Annotated in this window: 18 protein-coding genes, 2 pseudogenes and 1 other annotated feature; of the genes and pseudogenes, 17 read left to right on the top strand and 3 right to left on the bottom strand. The window is 50.6% G+C overall.

All coding sequences use genetic code 11. The features are described from left to right. Nucleotides 1–18: 18 nt before the first annotated feature. A pseudogene (locus TY10_RS09670) lies at nt 19–1,012 on the bottom strand (lipoate--protein ligase). 163 nt (nt 1,013–1,175) lie between these two features. Here TY10_RS09670 and TY10_RS09665 point away from each other — a divergent pair. The 3 genes from TY10_RS09665 (at nt 1,176) to leuS (ending at nt 5,504) form a co-directional block, all read left to right on the top strand. Then, a complete protein-coding gene (locus TY10_RS09665) occupies nt 1,176–1,733 on the top strand; it encodes an RNA polymerase sigma factor (RefSeq protein WP_238327523.1) in 558 nt (185 codons plus the stop codon). After that, nucleotides 1,730–2,701 (top strand): DUF4871 domain-containing protein, encoded by a 972-nt coding sequence (locus tag TY10_RS28765; protein ID WP_052350456.1) that lies wholly within the window; start codon nt 1,730–1,732, stop codon nt 2,699–2,701. The genes TY10_RS09665 and TY10_RS28765 overlap by 4 nt, the downstream gene beginning before the upstream one ends. Nucleotides 2,702–2,781: 80 nt before the next feature. Beyond that, nucleotides 2,782–2,997, top strand: a binding site (T-box leader). 62 nt (nt 2,998–3,059) lie between these two features. Then, nucleotides 3,060–5,504: a leucine--tRNA ligase gene (gene leuS / locus TY10_RS09655; protein ID WP_042162809.1), complete on the top strand. Its 2,445-nt coding sequence runs from the start codon at nt 3,060–3,062 to the stop codon at nt 5,502–5,504. 46 nt (nt 5,505–5,550) lie between these two features. Here the strand turns inward: leuS and comER are convergent, their stop codons facing one another. Then, a complete protein-coding gene (gene comER / locus TY10_RS09650; RefSeq protein WP_042162841.1) occupies nt 5,551–6,390 on the bottom strand; it encodes a late competence protein ComER in 840 nt (279 codons plus the stop codon). 154 nt (nt 6,391–6,544) lie between these two features. Between comER and TY10_RS28760 the strand changes: the two genes are divergently transcribed. From TY10_RS28760 to holA, 7 genes and pseudogenes are all read left to right on the top strand, one after another. Then, entirely contained in the window at nt 6,545–7,255 is a 711-nt protein-coding gene (locus TY10_RS28760; RefSeq protein ID WP_052350455.1) for a ComEA family DNA-binding protein, read from the top strand. A gap of 137 nt (nt 7,256–7,392) precedes the next feature. Then, nucleotides 7,393–8,695: pseudogene (locus tag TY10_RS09640) on the top strand (homocysteine synthase). Nucleotides 8,696–8,817: 122 nt separating this feature from the next. After that, nucleotides 8,818–9,351, top strand: a complete 534-nt coding sequence (locus tag TY10_RS09635; protein WP_042162807.1) for a deoxycytidylate deaminase — start codon at nt 8,818–8,820, stop codon at nt 9,349–9,351. Nucleotides 9,352–10,065: 714 nt separating this feature from the next. Further along, nucleotides 10,066–12,669 (top strand): DNA internalization-related competence protein ComEC/Rec2, encoded by a 2,604-nt coding sequence (locus TY10_RS09630; protein ID WP_052350454.1) that lies wholly within the window; start codon nt 10,066–10,068, stop codon nt 12,667–12,669. A 567-nt stretch (nt 12,670–13,236) separates the two neighbouring features. Continuing rightward, complete coding sequence (locus TY10_RS09625) at nt 13,237–13,785, top strand: RNA polymerase sigma factor (RefSeq protein ID WP_042162806.1); 549 nt, start codon at nt 13,237–13,239, stop codon at nt 13,783–13,785. Continuing rightward, nucleotides 13,782–14,756 carry an anti-sigma factor family protein gene (locus TY10_RS28755; RefSeq protein ID WP_052350453.1) on the top strand — a complete coding sequence of 325 codons (975 nt, stop codon included), beginning with the start codon at nt 13,782–13,784 and terminating at the stop codon, nt 14,754–14,756. The genes TY10_RS09625 and TY10_RS28755 overlap by 4 nt, the downstream gene beginning before the upstream one ends. 115 nt (nt 14,757–14,871) lie before the next feature. Beyond that, nucleotides 14,872–16,023 (top strand): DNA polymerase III subunit delta, encoded by a 1,152-nt coding sequence (gene holA / locus TY10_RS09615; protein WP_337588340.1) that lies wholly within the window; start codon nt 14,872–14,874, stop codon nt 16,021–16,023. A gap of 892 nt (nt 16,024–16,915) precedes the next feature. Here the strand turns inward: holA and rpsT are convergent. Continuing rightward, nucleotides 16,916–17,188 (bottom strand): 30S ribosomal protein S20, encoded by a 273-nt coding sequence (gene rpsT / locus TY10_RS09610; RefSeq protein WP_042162805.1) that lies wholly within the window; start codon nt 17,186–17,188, stop codon nt 16,916–16,918. A 206-nt stretch (nt 17,189–17,394) separates the two neighbouring features. On the opposite strand from rpsT, the gene gpr reads away from it, so the two are divergent. The 7 genes from gpr to hrcA all read left to right on the top strand — a co-directional run bounded on the left by gpr (nt 17,395) and on the right by hrcA (nt 25,281). Continuing rightward, a complete protein-coding gene (gene gpr / locus TY10_RS09605) occupies nt 17,395–18,399 on the top strand; it encodes a GPR endopeptidase (RefSeq protein ID WP_042162804.1) in 1,005 nt (334 codons plus the stop codon). 214 nt (nt 18,400–18,613) lie between these two features. Continuing rightward, nucleotides 18,614–19,840, top strand: a complete 1,227-nt coding sequence (gene spoIIP, locus TY10_RS09600; protein WP_042162803.1) for a stage II sporulation protein P — start codon at nt 18,614–18,616, stop codon at nt 19,838–19,840. Nucleotides 19,841–19,854: 14 nt separating this feature from the next. After that, nucleotides 19,855–20,289, top strand: a complete 435-nt coding sequence (locus TY10_RS09595) for a hypothetical protein (RefSeq protein WP_042162802.1) — start codon at nt 19,855–19,857, stop codon at nt 20,287–20,289. A gap of 91 nt (nt 20,290–20,380) precedes the next feature. Further along, nucleotides 20,381–22,198, top strand: coding sequence for a translation elongation factor 4 (gene lepA, locus TY10_RS09590; RefSeq protein ID WP_042162801.1), 1,818 nt, complete (start codon nt 20,381–20,383; stop codon nt 22,196–22,198). Between the two features lie 125 nt (nt 22,199–22,323). Further along, entirely contained in the window at nt 22,324–23,508 is a 1,185-nt protein-coding gene (gene hemW / locus TY10_RS09585; protein WP_042162800.1) for a radical SAM family heme chaperone HemW, read from the top strand. Nucleotides 23,509–23,602: 94 nt separating this feature from the next. Then, nucleotides 23,603–24,082, top strand: coding sequence for an N-acetyltransferase (locus tag TY10_RS09580; RefSeq protein WP_042162798.1), 480 nt, complete (start codon nt 23,603–23,605; stop codon nt 24,080–24,082). 173 nt (nt 24,083–24,255) lie between these two features. Continuing rightward, nucleotides 24,256–25,281 (top strand): heat-inducible transcriptional repressor HrcA, encoded by a 1,026-nt coding sequence (gene hrcA, locus TY10_RS09575; protein WP_042162797.1) that lies wholly within the window; start codon nt 24,256–24,258, stop codon nt 25,279–25,281. Nucleotide 25,282: the final 1 nt, after the last annotated feature.

Below are 25,282 nucleotides of genomic sequence, written 5' to 3'. Positions count from 1 at the left end.
TTACAGAAAGTCATTAAATTAAATAAGAAGCTCCAGCCATTGCTCTGGGGTTACCGGTCCGAAATAGTAGGGCAGGTCTGCTTCGGATAATACGGCTTTCAAAGCGTCTGCGTCGTAACGTACGCCGACCAGCTTGTCCGCAAACTCGCTGCTGTCGCCGCGGCCGAAAAAGTCACCATATACGGAAGCGCCGGCAATGACGCCTTCCTCGACCTGAAGCCGAACGTCGAACGTGCCCGCCCCTTCGATCCGTTTGGTCTGCCGCATATTGAAGGCTGGAGAACGGCCATAATTCCATTCCCAGCTGCGATAGCGTTCTTCCGCCAGCTTCCGCACGTTAGCTTCATCTTGCTCTGATAGCTCATAGAAGGGAATCTCTTGCTCATCCTCGAAAATCGAAGCGAGAATGCTTTGACGGAATTGCTCGATCGTAATCGGCTCGCTTAAAAATTCAGAAATATTCGCTACACGGCTTCGAATGGATTTGGTCGATTTGGATACATATTTCTCTGCGTTCACTTTCAGCGCCGAGACGACATTTTCGATTTCAGAATCGAACAGCAGCGTGCCGTGGCTGAACATTTTACCCTTTGTGGAAAACTGCGCATTGCCGGAAATTTTTCGCTCTCCGACTTGCAGATCATTCCGGCCCGTTAATTCGGCTTCAACACCCAGCTTGCGGAGCGCCCGGACGACAGGCTCAGTAAAATTTTTTGAAATTATGAAAGGACTGGCCATCATCCTTCATAATAAAGCTGAAGTTCAAGTTGCCCAGATCATGATAGACGGCGCCGCCGCCGGAAAGCCGGCGAACGACATGAATGCCGTTATCCTTCACATAATCCGCATTGATTTCCTCAACTGTATTTTGATTCTTGCCGATAATGATAGACGGTTCGTTTATGTAGAAAAGCAAATAATCGTCGTCGTCCGGCAGCGACCGCAGCACATATTCCTCCAGTGCCAGGTTAAGCGTCGGATCGGTAATGCCTTTGTTGCTAATGAATCGCATATCGGTCTCTCCTTTTTTGTCTAAATCATGTAGCCTTCAATTCAATAGTATAACCTTCCTTTGGTCTTATTGCATTTATTAGCCGGAGACAAGGCACGGTGAAAATAATTTCGGTGGAACGGGAACTTTTATTGCTCTTAACCAGACTTATTAATGGGAGGTGTTGAGGCTGGAGACGCATTATTTGCAGCATTTGGCGGCCGGTTATGACCGCGGCGCCGTATTGGAGGAGCTCATGCAGCAGTACGGCGGCGATTTGTGGCGTTTTGCTTACTTTCTGACGAAGCGGGCAGATGCAGCGGATGATGTTGTGCAGGAAGTGTTTCTTGCGGTTTATGAGCAGATGTATGCTTTTCGCGGCGAAAGCTCTGTGCGGGGCTGGCTGCTTGCGATGACGAGAAATAAAAGCTATTCCTATTTGAAAACAGCATTTGTCCGAAAAGTGACGCTAATGGACATCATGGACTTCGGCTCCACATCGCCGTCTGCGGAGAACGAGCTGCTGTTCCGGGAGGACGTCCGCCAGCTGTGGGATTCCGTTAAGGAGCTTCCGCTAAAGTTTCGCGAGGTGCTCATTTTGGATTACCACTACGGCATGTCCATTAAGGATATGGCGTTGCTGCTTCGCTTATCAGAGGGGACGGTCAAATCGAGAAGTCATCGCGCCAAAGGGAAGCTTGCCCGCTTATTGAAAGCGGCTAAAGGAGTTGATCGAATATGAGGGATGACAATCAGCCCGGCATACCTGAATGGAGCAGGCGAATGAAGGACTCGCCGTTCCAGCAGGAGCCTTTTACCGAAAATTTGAAAGAAAAAATCCGGAGCGAAGCAACGAAGAGAACCGCCCACAGAAAGAAGACAAACCGGTTACGCTGGCGTGTTGGCGGAATTGCAGCGGCAATAGTGCTGTTAGTTGGCGGGGGGTGGCTGGCATTGCCTAATCATATCGGACATTTGCTAATTGCGACGTCGGAGCCGGTACAGCTTGAAGAACGCACGGTGTATTCCCGCGAGGGCAGGGAGCTGCTGGAGATGCTGCCTGGCGGCGATTTCGAAGCGGGTTCTCCACAAGGACTTATCCTATCGTTCAAAGAGCCTTTTAAGGTGTATGAAGGAAAGACGATTTCGATAAAAGCTGTACATGCCGAATCTGGCATAGAGGTGACAATCGTTGCAGGGGATAAAATAACGGAGCCAAGCAGCGGCTACGACACGCTTTCCCGGTACGCGATTTCCGGAGCGGGAGTTCCTTTATCGGGCTATTGGCGGTTTACGGTGGAGCTGGACGGCGTATTTTACGGTGATACCGTGCTTAAAGCGACAGAGCCTGTATGGGAGGAAAGTCAGGCGTTCGTCTCGGGCACTTATACGGTACGCGGCATACCGGGACGGCTGGGGGTGATGGATCAGCCTTTTGTGGCCGGACAAGCGAATAAATATATGTGGTGGCTATGGGGTGAAGAAAGCGAGCTTCAAGGCGAATTCAAGGCGGTAGCGGCAAAAGAAGGCGGCACCGGGTTGATTGAGCTGTTCTCTCTCTCTAATACGGGAGTCGCATCCGATTACGCGGACCGGTATTTCCCGTCATCGCTCATGCTCCCAGAGGCGGGCAGATGGCGCATCATGGCGTATGTCGACGGCAAACTGCTGGGCAGTATTATGGTGACGGCTAAGGAGCCGGAGGAATAACGCCGATTGCTTGTCCGATATCTTGACATGAGAGCGCCGCTTCTTTAATATATAAGGAAGTTAAGCTATTTTTTCAGCCATAATTGGCGTTGAAGAGGAACAGTAATGTCGTGTTGCAAGGCTAAGAGAGCCGGCGGATGGTGCAAGCCGGACCTGCAGCGATATGAACTCGCCTTGGAGCCGCGCGTGAACAACGCGCCGTCTCGGCCTGCGTTAAAGGCATTGAGTGAGCGGAAGGCAAAGCATGCCGGCCGTTAACTAGGGTGGTACCACGGGAGCAATCTCTCGTCCCTAGCGATAATACGCTAGGGGCGGGAGTTTTTTTATTTGACAGAAGATATGAGAGGAATGTGTGACAATGAGCCAGGAAAAACAGCAGTTTCACAGCTATAATCCGCTTTCGGTTGAGCCGAAGTGGCAACAGTTCTGGGATGCGAACAAAACGTTCGCAACGACGGAGGACCCGGGCAAACCGAAGTTTTATGCGCTGGATATGTTCCCTTATCCATCAGGAGCAGGCTTGCATGTAGGCCATCCGGAAGGCTATACAGCTACCGACATCGTGTCCCGCTATAAGAGGATGCAAGGCTACAACGTGCTGCATCCGATGGGCTGGGACGCATTTGGATTGCCTGCGGAGCAGTACGCGATGCAGACGGGAAATCACCCGCGCGAGTTTACGGTAGAAAACATCAACAATTTCCGCCGTCAGATTAAAACCTTAGGTTTCTCTTATGACTGGGACCGTGAGTTCAGCACGACTGATCCCGATTACTACAAATGGACGCAGTGGATTTTCATCCAGTTATATAAGAAAGGTCTTGCTTATGTAGCCGAAGTTCCGGTTAACTGGTGCGAAGCGCTGGGCACGGTTCTGGCGAACGAGGAAGTTATCGACGGCCTCAGCGAACGCGGCGGCCACCCGGTTGTCCGCAAGCCGATGCGCCAATGGATGCTCAAAATTACAGAATATGCGGACCGGTTGCTTGAGGATCTGGAAGAGCTCGACTGGTCGGAGAGCATCAAGGATATGCAGCGCAACTGGATCGGTAAATCGACTGGCGCAGAAGTGACCTTCGCGATTGACGGTCATGAAGCTTCACTCGTCGTATTTACAACCCGTCCGGACACGCTGTTCGGTGCAACCTACTGCGTATTGGCTCCTGAGCATGAGCTTGTGGCACAAATTACGACGGAAGCGCAGCGTCAAACCGTTGTTGATTATCAAAAGACGGCATCGCACAAAAGCGATCTGGAGCGCACCGACCTGGCAAAGCATAAAACCGGCGTATTTACCGGTGCATATGCAATCAATCCGGCTAACGGCGTAAAAACGCCAATCTGGATCGCCGATTATGTACTGGCTGGTTACGGCACAGGCGCTATTATGGCAGTTCCGGGTCATGACATTCGCGACTGGGAATTCGCAAAGCAGTTTGATCTGCCGATCATCGAGGTTGTACAGGGCGGCGATGTGACGCAAGAGGCTTATGCGGGAGACGGTCCTCACGTTAATTCCGATTTCCTTAACGGATTGGACAACGAGGCGGCGATTGCTGCGATGATCGAGCATCTGCAAGCTTCCGGCAAAGGTCAAGGCAAAGTGACGTACCGTCTGCGTGATTGGCTGTTCAGCCGCCAGCGCTACTGGGGAGAGCCGATACCGATTCTTCATCTCGAAGACGGAACGATGAAGACGGTGCCTGAAGACCAGCTGCCGCTGGTGCTGCCGGATGTCGATGCAATTAAGCCGTCCGGTACAGGAGAATCGCCGCTTGCCAACGTAACGGAGTGGGTTAATACGATCGATCCGGAGACGGGCATGAAAGCGCGCCGTGAAACGAATACGATGCCGCAATGGGCGGGAAGCTGCTGGTACTACCTGCGCTTTATCGATCCGAAAAACGACAAGGAAATCTGCTCGCCTGAGAAACAGAAGGAATGGCTGCCAGTCGACTTGTACATTGGCGGAGCAGAGCATGCGGTGCTTCATTTGCTCTATGCGCGTTTCTGGCACAAAGTGCTTTATGATATCGGCGTAGTCAACACGAAAGAGCCGTTCCATAAGCTCGTCAACCAAGGGATGATCCTGGGCACGAACAATGAGAAGATGTCCAAATCCCGCGGCAACGTCATTAATCCCGACGATATCGTTAATGAATTTGGTGCAGATACGCTGCGGATGTATGAAATGTTCATGGGGCCGCTTGAGGCGACGAAGCCTTGGAGCACGAACGGGGTGGAAGGCAGCTACCGCTTCCTGAGCCGCGTATGGCGTCTCTTCATTAATGAAGAAGACGGCAGCTTGAATGCGAAGATTGATGCCGGAGAGCCAAGCGAAGCATTCAAACGGACATGGCACCGCACAATTAAGAAAGTAACCGACGACTTCGAAAACTTGAGATTCAATACGGCAATTAGCCAATTGATGATTTTTGTCAACGAAGCCTACAAGTCCGAAGCGCTGCCGAAAAAAGCGATGATCGACTTTATACAAATGCTGTCGCCGCTTGCACCGCATATCGCTGAAGAGCTGTGGGAAAAGCTGGGCGGTACCGGATCGGTATCGTATGAAGCATGGCCGCAATACGAAGAAGCATGGACGGTTGATCAAGAGGTCGAAATCGTCGTGCAAGTGAACGGAAAAATCGTTGAACGCCTGGCGATCGCCGCTGACACGAATGAAGCGGATATGGAGCGTCTGGCCAAAGAAAACGACAAGGTGCGCGAACTGATAGAGGGCAAAACGATCCGCAAAGTCATTGCGGTCAAAGGCAAGCTCGTCAACATCGTCGCCAATTAATACGGCAAAAAATTGAAGAGGTGGACGGTCGAGCAGCTTTTAGAAGCTACTGACCGTTCACCTCTTCGCCGTAGAAAGCGATAGAAACTTTGGAGACATCCTCGTCATATTTCGCATGCGTCGTGCGGACAAGCCGGTTGAATACGCCGTCGGTCTCCCTGCGAAGCAACTGCAGCGCTTGAGCGGTAATGCCGCCAGGCACGGCTACCTTGGCTTGGACGTCAGCCAGCGACAGGCCGCCTTCCGTCAGAAGCAGTCCGGTGCCGAGCAGCATAGAGGCGACAACCTTGCCTGCTTCCTCTCGCGATATGCCGGTCTCTTCTACAGCGGCATCTACAAATTGCTCCATCAGGCAGCTTACAAAGGCAGGCCCGCAGCTGGACAGATCGGAGACGATCCGGGTATAAGGCTCTTCAATTTGAAGCGGTTTGCTAATGCGATTAAGCAATAGCTCCAGCCTGGCTTCGTCTTCGGCAGATAACCTGCTGCCATATACGCAAAGCGTAGCTCCGCTCAGTACGGAATTCGTTACGCTAGGAATTACTTTTGCCACTTTGCAAGGCAGCATTTCTTCCAGATGAGCGATTAATACAGGACTCGTAATGGAGACGACCAATTGCTCAGGACGAATAACCGGCAGCAGCTCGTCGACGACTTTTTTGAATTCGAGCGGTTTGACGCACAGAAAAATAATATCGCTGTTCGCAGCGCAAGCCGCATTCGTAGGTACGGCACTTATTCCGATAAAACGGCTGGCCAAAGCCAGCGCTTTCGTGTAGGTGCGATTGCTGACGGCGATTTGGCTCGGCTCGAGCGCTCCAGACGTGACGAATGCTTCGATAAGCAGGCTTCCCATCGTGCCCGTTCCGATGAATCCGATCTTCATGTCCAGCCCTCCCGTAGTTGAATGATTTAGCTGAAGCGGATGCGTGTCATTCGTCAGCATCGTGTTCGCTCTTTTACTCTATTCATCAAGACTTGCCCGATATGTCATGATTTCGACCATTTTTTTACTTTTTTATGGAAGGTGGATGACGTAAATGAAAATGAAGATGAAAATGGCCAGGAGGACAGAGCGGACTAAGCTGTACATTTTGGCCGCATTGTTCGTGTTGGCAGCGGTTATGTTTACGGTTGCTTTTGCACTGCCCAAAGAGGAGGAGGCCAGAGGCTGGTTACCGCTGAACCGGTCGGTTGAGCAAGCACTGCTGGAGCTGGAGCCGGGTTCATTGAAGGATCAGAAGGGAGGAGCACAGGCTGGAGGGGAGCATAGTGCGGTGAAAGGACGTACTGGAGCGGGAGAGGATATCTCGAATGGTGGAAAAGCTCAGGCTGGTGCCAGTGAGGATGTTCCCTATGCGGAGAAAGCACCGTCGGGAACGGAGATAGCGCCTCATGAGGGCGGAACTGGCGGTGTGTCCTCCGGGCAGCCTGGTATAAAGGGTTCGGGAGACGTACTAGCTGCCGGGGGTAATGAGGACGCCGTGGAAAAGCCGGTGAAAGGGCAAGAGACCGCGGGTTCTGATACTCCAGGAAGTGCAGACGAGGATCGCGGGAAGCTGGATGTCAATCGTGCGACAGCTGAGCAGTTGAAAGGGTTGAAAGGCATTGGTCCTGCCAAGGCGCAGGCGATTGTGAATGAACGGGAGCAGCATGGATTTTTCTCCTCGGCAGATGATTTGTTGCGGGTAAAAGGAATAGGTCCAAAGCTGCTTGCGGGAATGAAAGATAGCATTGTAGCTCGTCCATAAATGTGAGAGAATAGGAGAAGGCTGGAGGAAATGTATCCCAGTCCAATCGCGTTCCGGGCAAGGCGCACAGCGTCAGGCGTAGACAGTCGAAATGTCTGTCAGGATCAGCAAAAATTATGTTTGAGGAGTTGTCAGTGATGTCAGAACAAGAACCACGCAAGCTCTCACTCGAAACGCTTTCCGTTCACGGAGGCCAGGAAATCGACCCGACTACATTTTTCTCGTGCGGTGCCAATTTACCAAACGACTTCTTACGGTTTTCGGGATACCGATCATGCGGCAAATTTGTTCTCGCTGCAGGAATTCGGCAACATCTATACCCGTATTATGAACCCGACAACGGATGTATTCGAGAAACGCGTCGCATTGCTGGAAGGAGCTCCGGCCGCGTTGGCGGTAGGTTCCGGCCAAGCAGCGATCACGTACTCGATTTTAAATATCGCCGGTGCAGGCGACGAAATCGTATCGGCAGCCAGCCTTTATGGCGGCACATACAACCTGTTTTCCAATACGCTTGCCAAGCTGGGCATTAAAGTCACTTTTGTAGATCCGTCTGATCCTGAGAACTTCCGTGCAGCGATTACGGACAAGACGAAAGCGCTTTATGCCGAAACGATCGGCAACCCGCGCGGCGACATTCTTGATGTGGAGGCAGTTGCTGCTATCGCGCATGAGAACGGCATTCCGCTGATTGTTGACAGCACGTTCTCCAGCCCGTATTTGCAGCGTCCAATCGAGCAAGGCGCGGACATCGTCGTTCATTCGGCGACGAAATTCATCGGCGGACACGGTACGTCCATCGGCGGCGTTATCGTTGACGGCGGCAAATTCGACTGGAAAGCTAGCGGCAAGTTCCCTGGCTTGACTGAACCGGACCCAAGCTATCACGGCGTTGTATACACGGATGCAGTAGGTCCTATCGCTTACATCATCAAAGCGAGAGTACAGCTGCTTCGCGACATGGGCGCTGCGCTGTCGCCATTCAACTCCTTCCTGCTGCTGCAAGGCTTGGAGACGCTGCATTTGCGTATGGAGCGTCACAGCTCCAATGCACTGGCAGTTGCGAAATATCTGGAAACGAATGAAGCGGTAGAGTGGGTTAGCTATCCGGGTCTGGAAAGCCACCCGTCTCACCAGCTGGCGCTCAAATACTTGCCGAACGGCCAAGGCGCGATTTTGACCTTTGGCATTAAAGGCGGGGTTGAAGCCGGCAAAAAAGTAATCAATTCCGTGAAGCTGTTCTCGCATCTCGCGAATGTGGGCGACTCCAAGTCGCTGATCATCCACCCAGCGAGCACGACGCACCAGCAGCTTTCCGCTGACGAGCAGATTTCGGCTGGCGTAACGCCAGGTCTGATCCGCCTGTCGATCGGCACGGAAGGTATCGGCGATATTTTGGCCGATCTGGAGCAAGCGCTTCGCATTAGCCAAGAAGGCTAATTAGCTATTATAATAGTAATAACTAAGCGCAAGTCACGTCATCTAGAATAGATTTCCGTATAGGGGCTGCAAAGCTGCCCGAACCGGTGATCTAGCGCAACATGGAAAGGAAGTCGATTCAAATGGCAACGGGCCGTTCGCAGGAAGCGGAACGCAAAGATTGGGACACCTATTTTATGGATATCGCTTATATGGTCTCGACCCGCTCTCGCTGCTCTCGCCGTCATGTCGGCGCTTTGCTGGTACAAGGCAAAAAGCTTCTGGGCACCGCATATAATGGTGCACCAATGGGCGTGCCTGACTGCTCGGAAGCGGGCTGCATGATTGCAGAGGAGCTGGAAATGACCATCGAGGATGGTCAGGAGAAGATGATCAAGAAGCAGCGCTGCATTCGTACGATTCATGCGGAGCAGAATCTGCTGTTGTTCACGGATCCGGTAAATCGGGAAGGCTCATCAGTGTATGTGACGGACCAGCCTTGCTGGACCTGCGCGAACATGCTGGCCAACAGCGGTGTCCAAGAAATTGTGTACCATCGGTCGTATCCGAAGGACAGCGATAAAGTATCGCTTCTAATGGAGCAGAAGGGCATCATTTTCCGCTCCGTCTCGGATTACGAGCCGCCGCCTCAAGCGGCAATGAGCGTCACATCGTAGCCGGATCGATTCCGGAACCTATTATTTAGTAACAGGGGAAGAACCTCTGAACCGTCTAAGCGAAAGCTTAGGCCGTTCGGGGGTTCTTTTTTTCGTGCTGGGGAGTGGGAAAAGAAATGCGATGTTTGGAGGTGGGAGGGGCAGCCAGGCAGCCAGGCAGCAGGCTTGAAGTTGTCGGAAGCAGGTTCGTTTTCCTCTGTGAATTTTTGGGTCTTACGAAATACGAAAATTGGTCTGTTTGTCCGTTGGAATCTCCAGTTGCTTGCTGTGTGTAAGCAGAGAAAGCTGGAATTCATGATAAGTTGTTAAATTTTGGGCTGCGTGAAGCGTACAGAGAAGTATCAAAATGCAAAAGTACATTTTGATTAGCCGAAAACTGCAGAAAACACCGTCAAAATGTAAAAGTACATTTTGATTCCAGGAAAAGCCGCTTTCAGCCGTTTTTCTGCTCAACAAACTGTATTTTTGCATTTTGAATCGGTAAAACGGCTATTTTATGCTTTTCAAAATGTACTTTTGCATTTTGTTTCACGAGATGCGAGCTAGCAGAGTCAGAAATAAGAAAGAGTGACCGTGACGATGGTTGAATTAGGGTAGTGGTGAGGGAGCATCTATTTAATAGGATTGATAGCGTACGAGAGTTAGAGGATGGCAGGGAGTAAGGATTGGATTACTAGCTGAGAAAACTGATGCGGCGCGGGAGGAGTGAATGGGATGTTGAACCGAAGACCGATTGTGTGGTTCGCGGTATGTTGGGTGTTTGGCAGCACGGCAGCAGCGGCGTTGTCAACTGCCGCGCTGGGGCTTGCAGTTGCAGCGCTAGTTGTAACAGCACTGGCGCTTGTGCTATGCAGGCAGGCGACGCCGCGTCTAGCTGTCGTATGCCTGCTCGGCTGCACGGTCGCCGCAGGGGAGCGGTTGTGGGCGGATGCCCGCAACGTGACGGCGCTGCCAGAGCTGCTCTCCGCCGCAGAGGCGGTAACGCCAGGCACTTCCTACCAAGTGGAAGTGCTTGGCGTTATTGGGTCGCCGGTCGAGATCGACGGCGACCGTGCAATGTTTCGCGTGACGGCGGAGACCGTCAGCGTTGGAGGCGAAGCAGCGCCGCGGCTGCTGCGCGAGCGCTTGCTTGTGCATGTGCGGCTGGAGCAGCAGCCGCACCAAGCGTTCGCCGCCGAGTGGCAACGCGGCGAACGCGTGCGCATTGCCGGCGAGCTAACGCTGCCGGCAAGCGCATCCAATAGCGGCGGCTTCGATTACCGCCGCTATCTAAGCAGCCAGAAGATACACTGGCTGCTCAAAGCAAAGGGCATCGGCGCCGTCGAAGTGTCGCCGGGCCCCGGGTGGACCGCGGCCGTGCTGCTCGGCCGCGTAGACCAAGCGCGCGGATGGCTTGGCGCGCGGCTAGGAAGCATGTATCCGTCCGATCAGTCCGGATACATGCAAGGTCTGGTCCTCGGTATTCGCGAGGACCTCGATCCCGAGCAGTTCCAGCAATTTTCACGCCTCGGCTTAACGCATATATTGGCTATCTCGGGTCTCCATGTTGCTGTCTTTATGTACGTGCTTGGAGCTGCTCTACGCTTTATGCGAATGACTCGGGAGCGTATGCTTGTGACGCTTATGTTCGCCGTACCGGTCTACGTGATGCTCTCCGGAGCATCGCCTTCCGTCATGCGCGCTGGCTTAATGGCTGTACTGGGCTTGCTTGCTGCACGAATGGACAAGCTGAAGGACGGTCTGCATCTGCTTGCGGCAGCAGCAGTTCTAATGCTCGCTTGGGAGCCCTATTATATTGGAGATGTAAGTTTCCAGCTCAGCTTTATAGTAACAGCCGGACTGATTATCGGTGTGCCGCGGCTGCGAAAAACGATGCCCGAATGGAAAAGAGGAAGATGGCTGCTTGATTTGACAGCCGTAACCGTTGTGGCCCAAGCCGCTTCGTTTCCGGTCTCTATTTATTATTTTAACCAGTTTCATTTACTCTCGCTCCCTGCAAATTTACTGCTTGTTCCGTTTATTAGTTCTATCGTGATGCCGATTGGTGCGATCGCTTTGTTTATCGGTTCGTTCTGGTATCTGGGCGGCAAGCTGCTGGCGATAGCAAGTATCTATGGCAATAATCTTACCTTTTGGATTGTGGATCAAATGGCGCAAGTCGACTTTTTACGTACGATCTGGGCGACTCCGCCGATTTGGTGGATTGCTGCCTGGTATGTACTTTTTATAGCAGCTGCCAGACTTCTCCCGTCAAGAAAGTTGAAATCACAGGCTGAAGTTGAGCAATTAGAAGAAACCGCTGATCTTTCTCTCCCGGCTGGGGAGCAAGAGACTTTTACCGCGAATCCAGATATGAAATGGAGAAGCCGGGCTTTATGGATGGTCGGATTAGGAGCGGCAGTCCTTCTTATTTATGCTTATTACCCTGACATGCTGAACCGGAATGGCACTGTACATATATTGGATGTCGGTCAAGGCGATGCAATCTATGTCCGGACGCCAGAAGGGAAAAGACTGCTTATTGACGGGGGAGGCACGCTCAGCTTCCGCAAGCCGGGTGAGGAGTGGAGGGACCGAAGTGACCCGTTTGAGGTTGGGAAAAAGGTGCTCGTTCCTTTACTGATGAAACGCGGTGTACACAAGCTCGATTTGCTCGTCATTTCACATTTAGACAGTGATCATATTCGAGGTTTGACGGCGGTGCTCGAGACGATTCCGGTAAAGGGAATATTGTGGAACGGAAGCATGAAGGAGGTTGAGGATGCACAAAGCCTGCTGAAGCTTGCGGTAAAACAAAAAATTCCGCTATACCGTGCGGAGGCCGGACAGCAATGGAAGCTTGGAGATGATACGGCATTAACGGTACTATGGCCGGAAGCCGTCTCTCCAAACGAGCAAGCCAGCATTCCTATCGAAAAAGATCAAAATCCGCGAAGCGTTGTCCTGTATTTAAGCATGTACAGCAGCAGTTTTCTATTGACTGGCGATATTGATTCGCCGACTGAAAGTGCAATCAATCGTCTATGGCGCGATGCGCCGCCAATATCGGGTAATTGCTGCAGCAGCGTTGATGTGCTGAAGGTAGCCCATCATGGAAGCCGATATTCAACCTCAGATGAATGGCTTCGATTTTGGCATCCCCATCAGGCTGTAGCCTCAGTTGGAGCAACAAATACTTACGGTCATCCCCATCCAGATGTTATTAGCAGGCTAGAATCCGCCGGGAGCGATTTTCTAAGAACTGATGTGTATGGGGAAGTTAGCTATAAAGCCAATAAAAAGGGGCTGTTCGTCCGCACAGTTAAACATAGTGACTAGCAGAGCTCGGATTCTTGCCATTTAGTATTCATAGAGCATATATCGTGAGTTTTAACGAAGCTGGTTCGTTATACAACGAATGTAAACTCGTTATCGAGAGTCTATGCAATCCTCAATTCTGCTACAACGAATTAAATTTCGCTACTCATGAACTTGAATTCGCGAACAGCGAAATTTAATTCGTTCTCTTTAAATCCGTCAGTATCAATTCGGACACTAACGAATTTTATTTCCTTAAATAGCGAATTATGTTCGCTCCATACCCTCCCCTATGAGTGTTCGTGCGTACCCATCACCCTCCATAATAAGCACCAGAAGTCAATTTCTAACGTAATCACGCCTTTTCCACTAGCAACTCCCTCTATACGGAGTTGTTTTTTTTTGATATCCTTTACTGTGGAGTTTTCTATTTTGTACTGCACAAAACGAGCCTATTGAACTAGACTTCTCGTTTGAATATGCAATCCATAACATAGGACTAAATAAAATAAAGTAATAATTCATTCATTAGTGCAACATTCATTGCAGCCTGCTCGTCAAAGAGGTTGCAAGAGAGGAGGAGCCCTCGTGGTGGAGCCGGATCTCATTAGAGCCGCTCAGTCGGGTGATCGCGACGCTTTAATTACTCTTTTGCGAGAGATTGAAACCCATGTTTATCGGACAGCCTACTATATATTAAATAATGAGCAGGATGCGATGGATGCAGCGCAGGAAGCGCTGATTCGAATTTATACGAAAATCGGCTCATACGAAGAGAAGGCTCAGTTCAAAACATGGATACAACGAATAGTAACGAATATTTGTATCGACAAGTTTAGAAGAAGCAAGCCAACCGTATCCATCGAGGAGCATGATATGGTTTTTCGAGAAAAGCAAAATGTGGAGAACGAGGTTATGTCCGCATATGCGATTCAAGATATTCGAACTGCCATTGACAAGCTGCCTGAACATCATCGTGCTGTCGTAGTCCTTCGTTATTTGCAGGACTTCTCTTATAACGAGATCGCAGATTCTCTTGATCTGCCGTTGAATACGGTCAAATCCTACTTATTCAGAGCTAGGCAACAGCTTCAAACGTTACTTCAAGATTATCAGAAAGGTGGTGTCCGGGGATGAATTGCCAAGAGGTGATTGAATTAATGCATAGGCAGCTTGACGGTGATCTCGACGAACAAGAGCATCAGCTTTTACTCAAGCATACCAGGCAATGTCCGGACTGCGCTGCGATGTTTGAACGGCTTAAGAAGCTGTCGTCCGAGCTTGAAAATTTACCTAGAGTAATGCCTAGCTATAGTTTGGTCGATGCGATTATGCCGCAGCTGGAACAGCTTGAATCCCATCGCATTTCGGAAGCGGCTTCCATGGAAACGTCCGAAGTAAATCCGGGCAGCCGAAGTGCGGCGCCAAGACGAAGAAAACCGGGATGGCGGATGTGGAGCGGCGCAATCGCAGCAAGCGTAGTGGCAGGTATGTTCATCGTTTCTTATAATGCCGGGCTATTTGAGAACAGTTCGAGCGATAAGATGGGCCTCAGCAATACTGTAGCGGATTCAGCTACTGCTGATTCAAACAAATCACTTTCGCGAGAAGTGAAAAAGTATGCGTTTGATGAGCACGCTGGCGAAGTGAATGTGGAATCCTTCAATCATGAAGCTGCTAATGCGCCGGCTAGCAAAGAGAATCCGATTCCTGTGTATCCACAGAAAGATGATACTCAGAAGATTTTTACAGGTGGCGTGATCGACAGAAGTGAAGGCAATTCCTCGTCTGATGGCGGAGGAACCGGAGACGCAGCCGGTAGCGAGCAGGGACAAAAGCCAGAGGGACTTGCACCCGACAGCCCTGCACTGCTTACAGCAGCTTCGGCAGACGGTGTCTATGTCGCACAGTCATCAGGCTTTGTCGTTCGTATTTCGAAGGCGGACGAAGTTGTATTTGAAACGCCGCGCAAAAACGGGCAAATATCGAAGATGACCTGGTCAGAAGACAATAATCAATTGACTTACGAAATTCAGCTGGATCAAGGCGGCATGGAACGCTATGTCGTGGACGTAGCACAGTTGAAGGAAACGAAAGCCGATCATTGATTTGAAGAAAACGGCAGGTTATTCGCACACTTTTCGGTTCATGCGCGTATAGTGTAGAACAAAGAAGTCTGCGGCGAACCTTGATCGTCGTATGACCATCCGCAGGGACGGTACCATGGACCTGCCTGCCGGTGTTTATATAGATGTTCAGGGACAAAGGGATGAGGCCGAACAGGCACATCCCTTTGTTGCCGTTCAATTGCAAACGAAGGGAGCAAGCGGCGAAATGGATGCAAAAGAAGCGTTAAAGGAAATAAAAAACGGCAAGTTTCGTCCGGCCTATGTGCTCTATGGCAGCGACCGGTACCGGATACAGCAGTTCGCCGATACGCTGGCTGAAGCGATGTTTACACCGGATGAGCGGGAGTTTGGCATCGTCAAATTCGATACGTCGGAGACGATAATTGAAGAAGCGGCTCTGGAGGCGGAGACGCTGCCATTTTTCGTTGAGCGGAAGCTTGTTATCGTCAAGGACGCGTCCGTATTTGCTGCTGGAGGCAAAGAGGGCGGGAAGCTGGAGCATAAGACGGAACGGCTGCAGCAATATCTCGATATCCCTTCTGAAACGACAGTTATGCTATTTATCGTCAATGCGGAAAAGCTGGACGAGCGTCGGAAGCTCGTTAAGATGCTGAAGGACCGCAATGCATTACTGCCATTTCAGGAGCTTGACGCCTCTGAGCTGAAACGCTGGGTCGTGAAGCGGGCGGAAGAGCAGCATCGTAAAATGACTCCAGACGCGGCTGATTTATTGCTTGCCCGGGTAGGCGCACATATGCAGCAGCTGGCGATTGAAATGGACAAGCTTTGCCTTCATGCCGGAGAAGGCGGCGTTATCGGTGTTGAGCAGGTTGAATTGTTAACCGCCTCGACGGTTGATGAGGATGTTTTTGCGCTTGTAGATTCAATTGCGGAGCTGCAGGTTGATAAAGCGCTGCGTCTTTATCGTTCTCTGTTATTACGGCGTGAGGAGCCGATTAAAATCGCAGCCCTTATCGCAAGACAGCTTCGAATCATGCTGCAAATTAAAGAGCTGGAGCAGCATCGCTATACGCCGCAGCAGATGGCGGGACAACTGGGTCTCCATCCTTATGCGGTTAAGCTGGCGGCTGAGAAAAGCCGTAAGTTTGCCGTACCGCGTCTTGGCGTACTGCTCGCATCCATTGCCGATCTGGATTACCGGATGAAAACCGGTGCTGTAGATAAAGTGTTAGGTCTTGAACTCTACTTACTGGCGCTTGGAACGAAGCAAGGGCAAGGGGCGTAGCAATCAGCTGCAGCTATGCTTGTTTAGAGTGTCGAAAAACCGGCATGTTAGGAAGTTCTCAACGATCTTTGTATCTTCTCGAGCGTCCAGCAAATAAGCAGAATAAGTACCAGCTCTAAATGTTGCATCAAGCAAGGGAACGGTCAAGTTGTGCTGATCGACTTCGACCAGCTCTCAGTGCGAACTCAGATGCGAAAATCACCTACACACTCGCCCTCCCGCTATCAAAATGCAAAAGTGCAAGCTGATAAGCCTAAGAAGGACAAAACAGCCTTCAAAATGCAAAAGTACATTTGCAATGCCCTGATTTCAGGGTATAAGGGGTTTTTGAGCCAATCAAACTGCACATTTGCATTTTGATGGAGTAAATCGTCGAAATAAGCGCCAACAACATGCAGATTTACATTTTGATTTTTCCGTACCTTGCATCACGTGCCTCCCGAGGAGCGGTGCCGTCGCGGCACGTGGGTTCGGCCGCACGTCGGCGGTCAAACCGTGGTTTTGTTACCTTGCCACCTCAATAGTCCAGCTTCGTAACAAAATGAGCGAAAATGGCTCCCAGCGCATGATGTGGCGTTACATGACGGTGGTCGATTACATGTTGGATGCCAAAATAGATGGCGGTACATCATGCATACATATAGCTAAGGGAGAGCGATTATCCCCTAAGATAAAGTTTTCACAGCAGATTCTATCTAAGCAATAAACAACGCCAATCCCGTCTCACGCCAATCAGAGCCTAGCAGCCAGCTATGCTCTTTTCTTCTGCGCAGAAACAACCGCATTTACTGCTAATCCCTTACAACTTGTGCTCGATTCAATCAAAATAAAAAAAGGCTTCACACTCCGGTAACCCGGGATGTGAAGCCTTTTCGTGAAGCGGTGTCGCTTATTAAGCTTGTGCCGAAAGGGCGTTCAGCTTTTTAGCAAGACGAGATTTTTTGCGGGAAGCCGCATTTTTATGAATCAGGCCTTTAGTAACCGCTTTGTCCAATTTTTTCGTTGCAGCGACGAGAGCAGCTTTAGCTGCGTCTACATCAGTGCCAGCGATTGCTTGGTCAGCAGATTTAACAGCCGTACGAAGCGCGGATTTTTGGGAAGCGTTCAAAGCGCGACGTTTTTCGCTCGTTTTAACGCGTTTGATTGCGGATTTAATGTTTGGCATCGAGTTTCACCTCCTACATAGTTTGCCGAAAAAGCATAGTGCGTAAGTTGGTTCTATTCTAAGTAAACAACTTAAAATATATTACCATGCGTACGTCTTAAAAGCAAGAGCTGGAAGGATGTCGAAGGTGAAAGTATGAAATGCCGCCTCTTGCAAACAATAACGGAAGAAACTTCGCACTTCTTTGAAGGGAGACAGACATTATCGTGAGTAATCTGGACTTGCAGCAATATAATGTACGCACCGATCTGGCGCTGGAGGCAAAGGAGATCGCGGAACAGTCAGGCGGCGGCTCGATACCGGGTATCGTATCCAAAACTTTTGAGGATAATGGCATTACGATTACTGAGCTTGAGGTGCAAAATGAGCAGGGCTCGCAGGCTATAGGCAAAGTACTGGGCAATTATGTAACGCTGGAGGTGCCTGAGCTTCGCAATCAGGATACGGAGCTTCAGGACCGGGTGGCTACGCATTTCGCCAAACATTTCGAAGCATTTTTGCAGCGTGTAGGTGTAGGTAAGACAGCGAAAGTACTAATCGTCGGTTTAGGCAACTGGAACGTTACGCCGGATGCGCTTGGGCCGCTCGTCGTGGAGAATGTGATGGTTACCCGTCAGTTCTTCGAGCTTATGCCCGATCAAGTGGCGCCCGGATATCGCGCAGTCAGCGCCGTTGCTCCTGGTGTGCTTGGCATTACAGGTATTGAATCCAGTGAAATTGTACATGGTATCGTCGAGAAGACGAATCCGGATGTCGTGATTGCAATTGATGCATTGGCATCCCGGTCGTTGGAGCGCGTCAATACAACGATTCAAATTGCCGACATCGGAATTCACCCTGGCTCTGGGATCGGCAATAAGCGGAAAGGGCTGACGAAGGATATTTTGGGCGTCCCGGTCATTGCGATAGGCGTTCCAACCGTCGTATATGCGTCGACGATCGTCAACAGTGCCATCGATCTGATGCGCGGCCATATGGCGGCTAACAAAGCGGATAATAATCAAGTGTTTGGTCTCATGAACCAGATGGATGAGCGGGAGCGTCTGCAGCTTGTAAAAGAAGTGCTTCATCCGATCGGCCACGATCTGCTAGTGACGCCTAAAGAAATCGATCAATTCATCGAGGATATCGCCAATATTATCGCCAGCGGCTTGAATGCCGCCTTGCATGACGCGGTAGATACAGATAACGTAGCCGCCTATACACACTAGCCGGTCAGCAATCCCACGAACAATCCCGCCGACGCCCGTTGCGACAGCATACGGCCAACGTCGGTTTTTTGCTGTGCCGGCATCTGCTTGGATCAATCTGTATATGAATCTATTAAAATTTCATCTGCAGTATATTCATATATTCGGTTCTATCAGCTCCCTGAAGTTCATAGATTAATAGCATCTAACCTATGGACAACGGCGGGAGGTCATTATGAGACGAATTATGTTGCTCGATGTTGCGCGGGAGAGCAGAAGGCTGCGCCAATTGCTTGTGACGGGAAAAACGTTTGCCATCTTGTCGTTCAGCTCGATGCTGTTTTTTGTTGCGATCGGAATGGCCGGTATGGCGCATCAACGGTCGGACGCAGCGCCGATATCTTCGATGAAAGGATTTGCGGCAGCTGTTTCAAGCGGTCTTTTTGGGGACATGCTGGAGATGGAGATGCCTGCTTTTCAAAGCGAGACGAAATCGGAGCCGTTGAATAATAAACAAATTAGCAGCTTTCTTATTCGGCTGATGACTGATATTAATCCAAGCGATCCCAAGAGTCTGCTTGCGGGAGAGATTCCTGGCATGGGCGCGAGTAAATCGTTTCTAATCCGCAAAGGTGTTGGTACGGATACGGCAATCGGCCCTGAAGACAATGTCCCGATCCCCGGTGAAGGGGATGGAAGCGAAGTTGCGGGGCCTGATCCTGCCAATCCTGATGATCCGACGACGCCTCCCGTCCAGACACCTGAGCCGACCGAAACGCCTGATCCTGAACCGAATATTGGCGGACATTCGACGAACGGACGTAAAATCGCCTTCATCTATCATTCCCATAATCGCGAATCCTGGTATCCGGAGCTGAAGGGTACGGCTAAGGATCCTAACTCCGATACGAAAAATATTACGCTGGTTGGCAAACGACTCGCTTCCAAGCTAGAAGAGCAGGGTGTTGGGGCGATGCATTCCGACACGGACTACCCGACAGCTATTAAGGATTACCGCTGGGAGCTTTCCTATAAGTATTCGATGAAGACGGTTAAGGAAGCGATGGCAAGCAGCAAAGATCTGAAGTTTTTCTTTGATATCCACCGCGATTCGCAAAAGAGAAAATATACGACGGTTGACATCGGCGGCAAAAGCTATGCGCAGGTCTACTTCATCATCGGTCATAAAAATCCGGACTGGCAGCAAAACGAAACGTTCGCTACCCAAATTCACGATGAGCTCGAGAAACAATATCCAGGGATTTCAAGAGGAATCTATGGCAAGACGGCCGCTACCGGCAACGGCGAGTACAATCAATCACTTGCCGAGGACAGCGTTCTGATTGAGATCGGCGGCGTTGACAACACGCTGCAAGAAAGCTATCGGACGGCAGATGTGCTGGCCAAAATTATTGCCGACATTTATTGGGACGCGGAGAAGGTAACCGCACCAAAAAGCTAAGAGGGGGCTTGGATATGAAACGGAGCGCGATAAAGTGGGCCATACTGGGGGGAGCTCTTGTGTTTATCGTTCTGTATGCGATGGAAATGTCGCAATCCGGCATCGAGCGGATTTATGGGCCAATCGAGGGCGGCCAAACGTCCGTTACATTGCCGTCAGCACATTCCGCTGGCTCAAGCGATGAAGGCGTTATTGACGGCAGCGCGCCTTCCTCTTCCGGTATGTCGGCTGCTGCCGAGAAGAAGATCGCCAAACTGGAGAAGGAGCTGGCCGAAGTTAGAGAAATCGCAGAGCGCGGCAGCCGCAGGGAAAGGCTTCCCGGCATTGACGGCAGAGCGCATGAGCCTGCCGTCAACAAGCTGGCAGACGGTACCTCCGGCTTTCTGCAATCCGTTACGACAGGCGGCATTAAATTTGTCGTTTCTCTGTTCGATTCTGTGACCAACTAGCCGCTGCTGAAGTGTATTATGTAATGCTCATTGCTGGCAATCCTCCAAACTGATATAATAGATGGAATATTGGACTGTGTGGGGGTTAGGCATGACTGACGTTCGTGACCGGCAAAAGAAAATAAGAAATTTTTCAATTATTGCTCATATTGACCATGGCAAGTCTACGCTTGCGGACCGTATTCTCGAGTTTACCGGGGCTTTGACCTCGCGTGAGATGCAGGAGCAGGTACTGGACCAAATGGATTTGGAGCGGGAACGCGGCATTACGATAAAGCTGCAAGCCGTTCGTCTTACATACAAGGCGGATGACGGCGAAGAATATTTGCTCAATTTGATTGATACGCCGGGACATGTCGACTTCACTTATGAAGTATCGCGAAGCATGGCGGCCTGCGAAGGCGCACTGCTTGTCGTTGATGCGGCGCAAGGGATTGAAGCGCAGACGCTGGCTAACGTATATTTGGCTCTGGAGAGCAACCTTGAAATACTGCCTGTAATCAATAAGATCGACCTGCCAAGCGCTGAACCGGAGCGTGTCAAGCAAGAGATTGAGGATGTAATTGGTCTGGATGCAAGCGATGCTGTTCTTGCTTCGGCTAAAGCAGGCATTGGCATTAAGGAAATTTTGGAGCAGGTTGTTCAGAAGGTTCCAGCACCGACAGGTGATCCGGACAACCCGCTCAAGGCGCTCATTTTTGACTCGCACTACGATCCTTACAAAGGGGTAATCGTTTATGTACGGGTTATTGACGGCAGCATCAAGGCGGGCAAAAAAATCCGCTTCATGGCGACGGGTGCTGAATTCGAAGTTATTGAAGTAGGTGCATTCAAGCCGCGCATGTCGATTGTAGACGAGCTGGCGGTTGGCGATGTTGGATTTGTTGTCGCAGGCATCAAGAATGTGAAGGATACGCGCGTCGGTGATACGATTACGGAGGCGAAGCGTCCTGCACCTGAGGCGCTGCCGGGCTACCGGAAGATCAATCCGATGGTATTCTGCGGTCTGTATCCCATTGAGACTCAGGACTACAACGACCTTCGCGAAGCGCTGGAAAAGCTGGAGCTTAATGACGCCTCTCTCCGCTATGAGCCGGAGACGTCTACGGCGCTTGGCTTCGGCTTCCGCTGCGGCTTCCTCGGACTGCTCCACATGGAGATTATTCAGGAACGTATTGAGCGTGAATTCAACATTCCGCTCATTACGACAGCACCAAGCGTTATTTACCGCGTGACACTGACGAACGGAACGGTTATTGATATCGACAATCCGTCCAACTATCCGGAAGCGGGCAAGCTGGAATATGTCGAAGAGCCCTATGTTAAAGCAGCTATTATTGTGCCTAATGATTTTGTTGGCGCCATTATGGAGCTTTGCCAAGGCAAACGCGGCGAATTCGTTAATATGGAATACTTGGATACGAACCGCGTTACGCTCACGTATGAGATTCCATTGTCGGAAATCGTGTACGATTTCTTCGATCAATTGAAATCCAGCACGAAAGGCTATGCGTCCTTCGATTATGAATTATCGGGTTACCGTCGTTCCAATCTGGTCAAAATGGACATTATGCTCAACAGCGAACAGGTTGACGCCTTGTCCGTTATCGTTCACCGCGACCGTGCTTATCACCGCGGACGGATTATTTGCCAGAAGATGAAAGAGTTGATTCCGCGTCAAATGTTCGAAGTGCCTGTTCAGGCTTCAATCGGTACGAAGGTCATTGCCAGAGAGACAGTTAAAGCGATGCGTAAAAACGTATTGGCCAAATGTTATGGCGGCGACATCAGCCGGAAGCGGAAGCTGCTCGACAAGCAGAAGGAAGGCAAGAAGCGCATGAAGCAGGTCGGCAGCGTTGAGGTGCCGCAGGAAGCGTTCATGGCGGTTCTGAAGATCGACGAGGATTAAACCTAAGGCATACAATCGACAGGCTTACAGGAGAGCAGATTGCGGCCTCCCCGTAAGCCTGTCGTTTTATTGTTATAGAGGATAAAGCCGCATCGCGGCTGTTGGATAAGAGAGGAGGACTTGCAATGACTGCGATTCATACAGCGCCGAGGGCGCTTTACATTCATATCCCGTTTTGTACGAATAAGTGCCACTATTGTGATTTCACTTCTTATGTGCTTAAAGGCCAGCCGGTCGACGATTACTTGGATGCGCTCGAAAGAGAGATGGTCATGACGACCGCTGCGATGCCGCCGCAAATGATTGATACGGTCTTTGTTGGAGGCGGTACCCCTACGGTGCTGACCCCTCCGCAAATGGAACGCTTCCTGGCTTCGGTCAAGCGGCATTTCCCGCTGTCCGAGCAAGTGGAGTTTACGATGGAAGCCAATCCAGGCACGACAGATCCCGATAAGCTTGCTGCGATGTTCGCAGGCGGGGTGAACCGGATCAGCTTTGGCGTACAGTCGTTCAACAACGCTTTGCTGGAGAAGATCGGACGGATTCATAATGTAGACGATGTATATCGAAGTCTGGAGAACGCTCGTGCAGCGGGCTTTACGAATTTATCGATCGACTTGATGTTCGGCTTGCCGGGTCAAACGGTGGAGACGCTGGAGGACAGTGTCGAGAAAGCGTTGGCGCTCGATCTTCCGCATTATTCGCTATACAGCTTGAAGGTAGAAGAAAACACGCTGTTCCATAAGCTCTATCAGCGGGACGAGCTGCCGCTGCCGTCGGAGGATGAAGAGTTCTCGATGTATACCCATTTAATGGATCGTCTGAAGGGCGCAGGATATCAGCATTACGAGATCAGCAACTTCGCCCGTCCTGGCTATGAGGGCCGTCACAACTCCACGTACTGGCGTAATCAACCGTATTATGGACTGGGAGCCGGAGCTCATGGCTATGCGGGCAGAGAGCGTCATATTAATGTAAAAGGCGTTCAGCCTTATATTGATTATACGCAGACGAAGCTTCCGCGGCTGGAGACGAATGCGGTATCCGAGCTGGAGGCGATCGAGGACTTTATGATGGTTGGCTTGCGGCTGCTTGAAGGCGTACGCGCCTCGAGCTTTGCCAAGCAGTTTCCGGGCAAGACGCTGGAGCAGATTTTCGGGCCGATTATCGATAAGCTGTTGAAAGACGGCTTGCTGGAACGCATTGAAGAGGCTGATGATTATGGCTACAGACTGACGGAAAAAGGCGTTTTATTCGGCAATGACGTGTTTGGCTCTTTTATCGGCTTGGAAGAGGAAGCTTCCCGCTAAATTTTTGTGAAATTGCCTCTTGAAAAAACATGCGTACCGCTGTATATTTATTCAATAGATTAAATATGCACCGGGTGGAGGCGAAGGCGGAGTGATGGCAACGGAAAGTTTGCAGGCAGTATGCAGAGTCGCGACAGCGGACGATGTGGATACGTTATTTGAATTAATTAAAGGCTACGCGGAACAGGGAATCATGTTGCCCAGGTCGAAGGAGGCGCTCCTGCGTCAGATCTCAACCTTCGTTGTAGCGGAGGTCGGACAAGAGGTTGTCGGCTGCGGCGCGCTCACCCGGCTCGGTTCTGAGCTTGTGGAAATTCGCTCGCTTGGCATGACAGAAGGCTATAAAGGACTTGGCATTGGCAGCAAGCTGGTCGACTTTCTTATTGCGCAAGCCATAGAGCAAGGCATTCCGAAAATTATGGCGTTGACCTATGCGGTTCCGTTCTTTTTGCGGAATGGCTTCAGTATCGTTGACAAAGAGATTTTTCCGGAGAAAGTATGGACGGATTGTGTGAATTGTCCGAAGCAGCATGCCTGCGATGAAATTGCGGTGCTGCGGGTGCTGATCGAATAGATGAATAGCCGTGTGAAAACGGGATGGCAGGCCAAAATACCGAACCGACTTGACAATCGTTAAGCTGGTTTGGTATTTTTGTATTAATGATTAGCACTCGACTTTAATGAGTGCTAACGATGAGGCGAGAACGGCCGTATTGAAATAGGCATATAATTGGGGAGGGATTTGGAATGTTGACTGATCGGCAACGAATGATACTGAATGCGATAATCGACGATTACATCCGCTCGGCGGAGCCTGTCGGATCACGAAGCATATCTAAACGAGGCGATGTTGGCTTCAGTCCCGCTACGATTCGCAACGAAATGGCGGATTTGGAGGAGCTTGGCTTTCTGGAGCAGCCGCACACGTCGGCAGGCCGTATTCCCTCTACCAAAGGATATCGCTATTACGTCGATCATCTCGTCAATTTTAATGAAGTCAATGAACAAGACCTGACGAAAGTACGTTCTTTTTTCTCTGAAAAAGTGAATGAAATGGAGCAGGTTATCCAGCATGCGGCCATGATCCTGTCTAATCTGACGAATTATACGTCGATTTTGCTTGGACCGGAAATGTTCAGCACCTCACTTAAGCATTTCAGTCTGGTGCCGCTTGATGCAAATTCAGCTGTAGCGATTATCGTCACGAACACAGGGCATGTGGAAAACCGTACGATCCAAATTCCTCCGGGCGTAAGCATGGAAGAAATGGAGAAGGTTGTACGGATTTTGAACACGAAGCTGGTTGGTGTACCGCTTATTCGGCTGAAGTCCAAGCTGCACGCCGAAATGGGCCAGGAGCTGGATCGTTACATCGATCATTGCGAAGAAGTGCTGGGCGTTCTCGACAAAGCGCTGCAAAGCGACGATGAGCATCGCATTTTCCTTAGCGGGACGACGAATATGCTGACGCAGCCGGAGTTCAAGGATGTCGATAAAGTGAAGACGATTTTGGATTTGCTGGACGAAACGCCTGCTATCATGAAAATGTTTTCTGCGCTTCCTTCGGGTATACAAGTCCGCATCGGAACAGAAAATGACCAAGAAGCTATCGCGAACTGCAGCTTAATAACCGCCACCTATTCAGTGGACGGACAGTCGCTGGGCACCATTGGCATTCTTGGACCGACAAGGATGGAGTACGGTAAAGTCATTAGTCTGCTTAATATTATTTCGAAGGATATGGCGCTTATGCTAGGCCGTTGGTATAAATAAG

Source organism: Paenibacillus gorillae (assembly GCF_000513275.1).
Lineage (GTDB): Bacteria > Bacillota > Bacilli > Paenibacillales > Paenibacillaceae > Pristimantibacillus > Pristimantibacillus gorillae.
The sequence above is the reverse complement of the archived record's forward strand: the minus strand, read 5'-3'. Positions and strand labels throughout refer to the sequence as shown.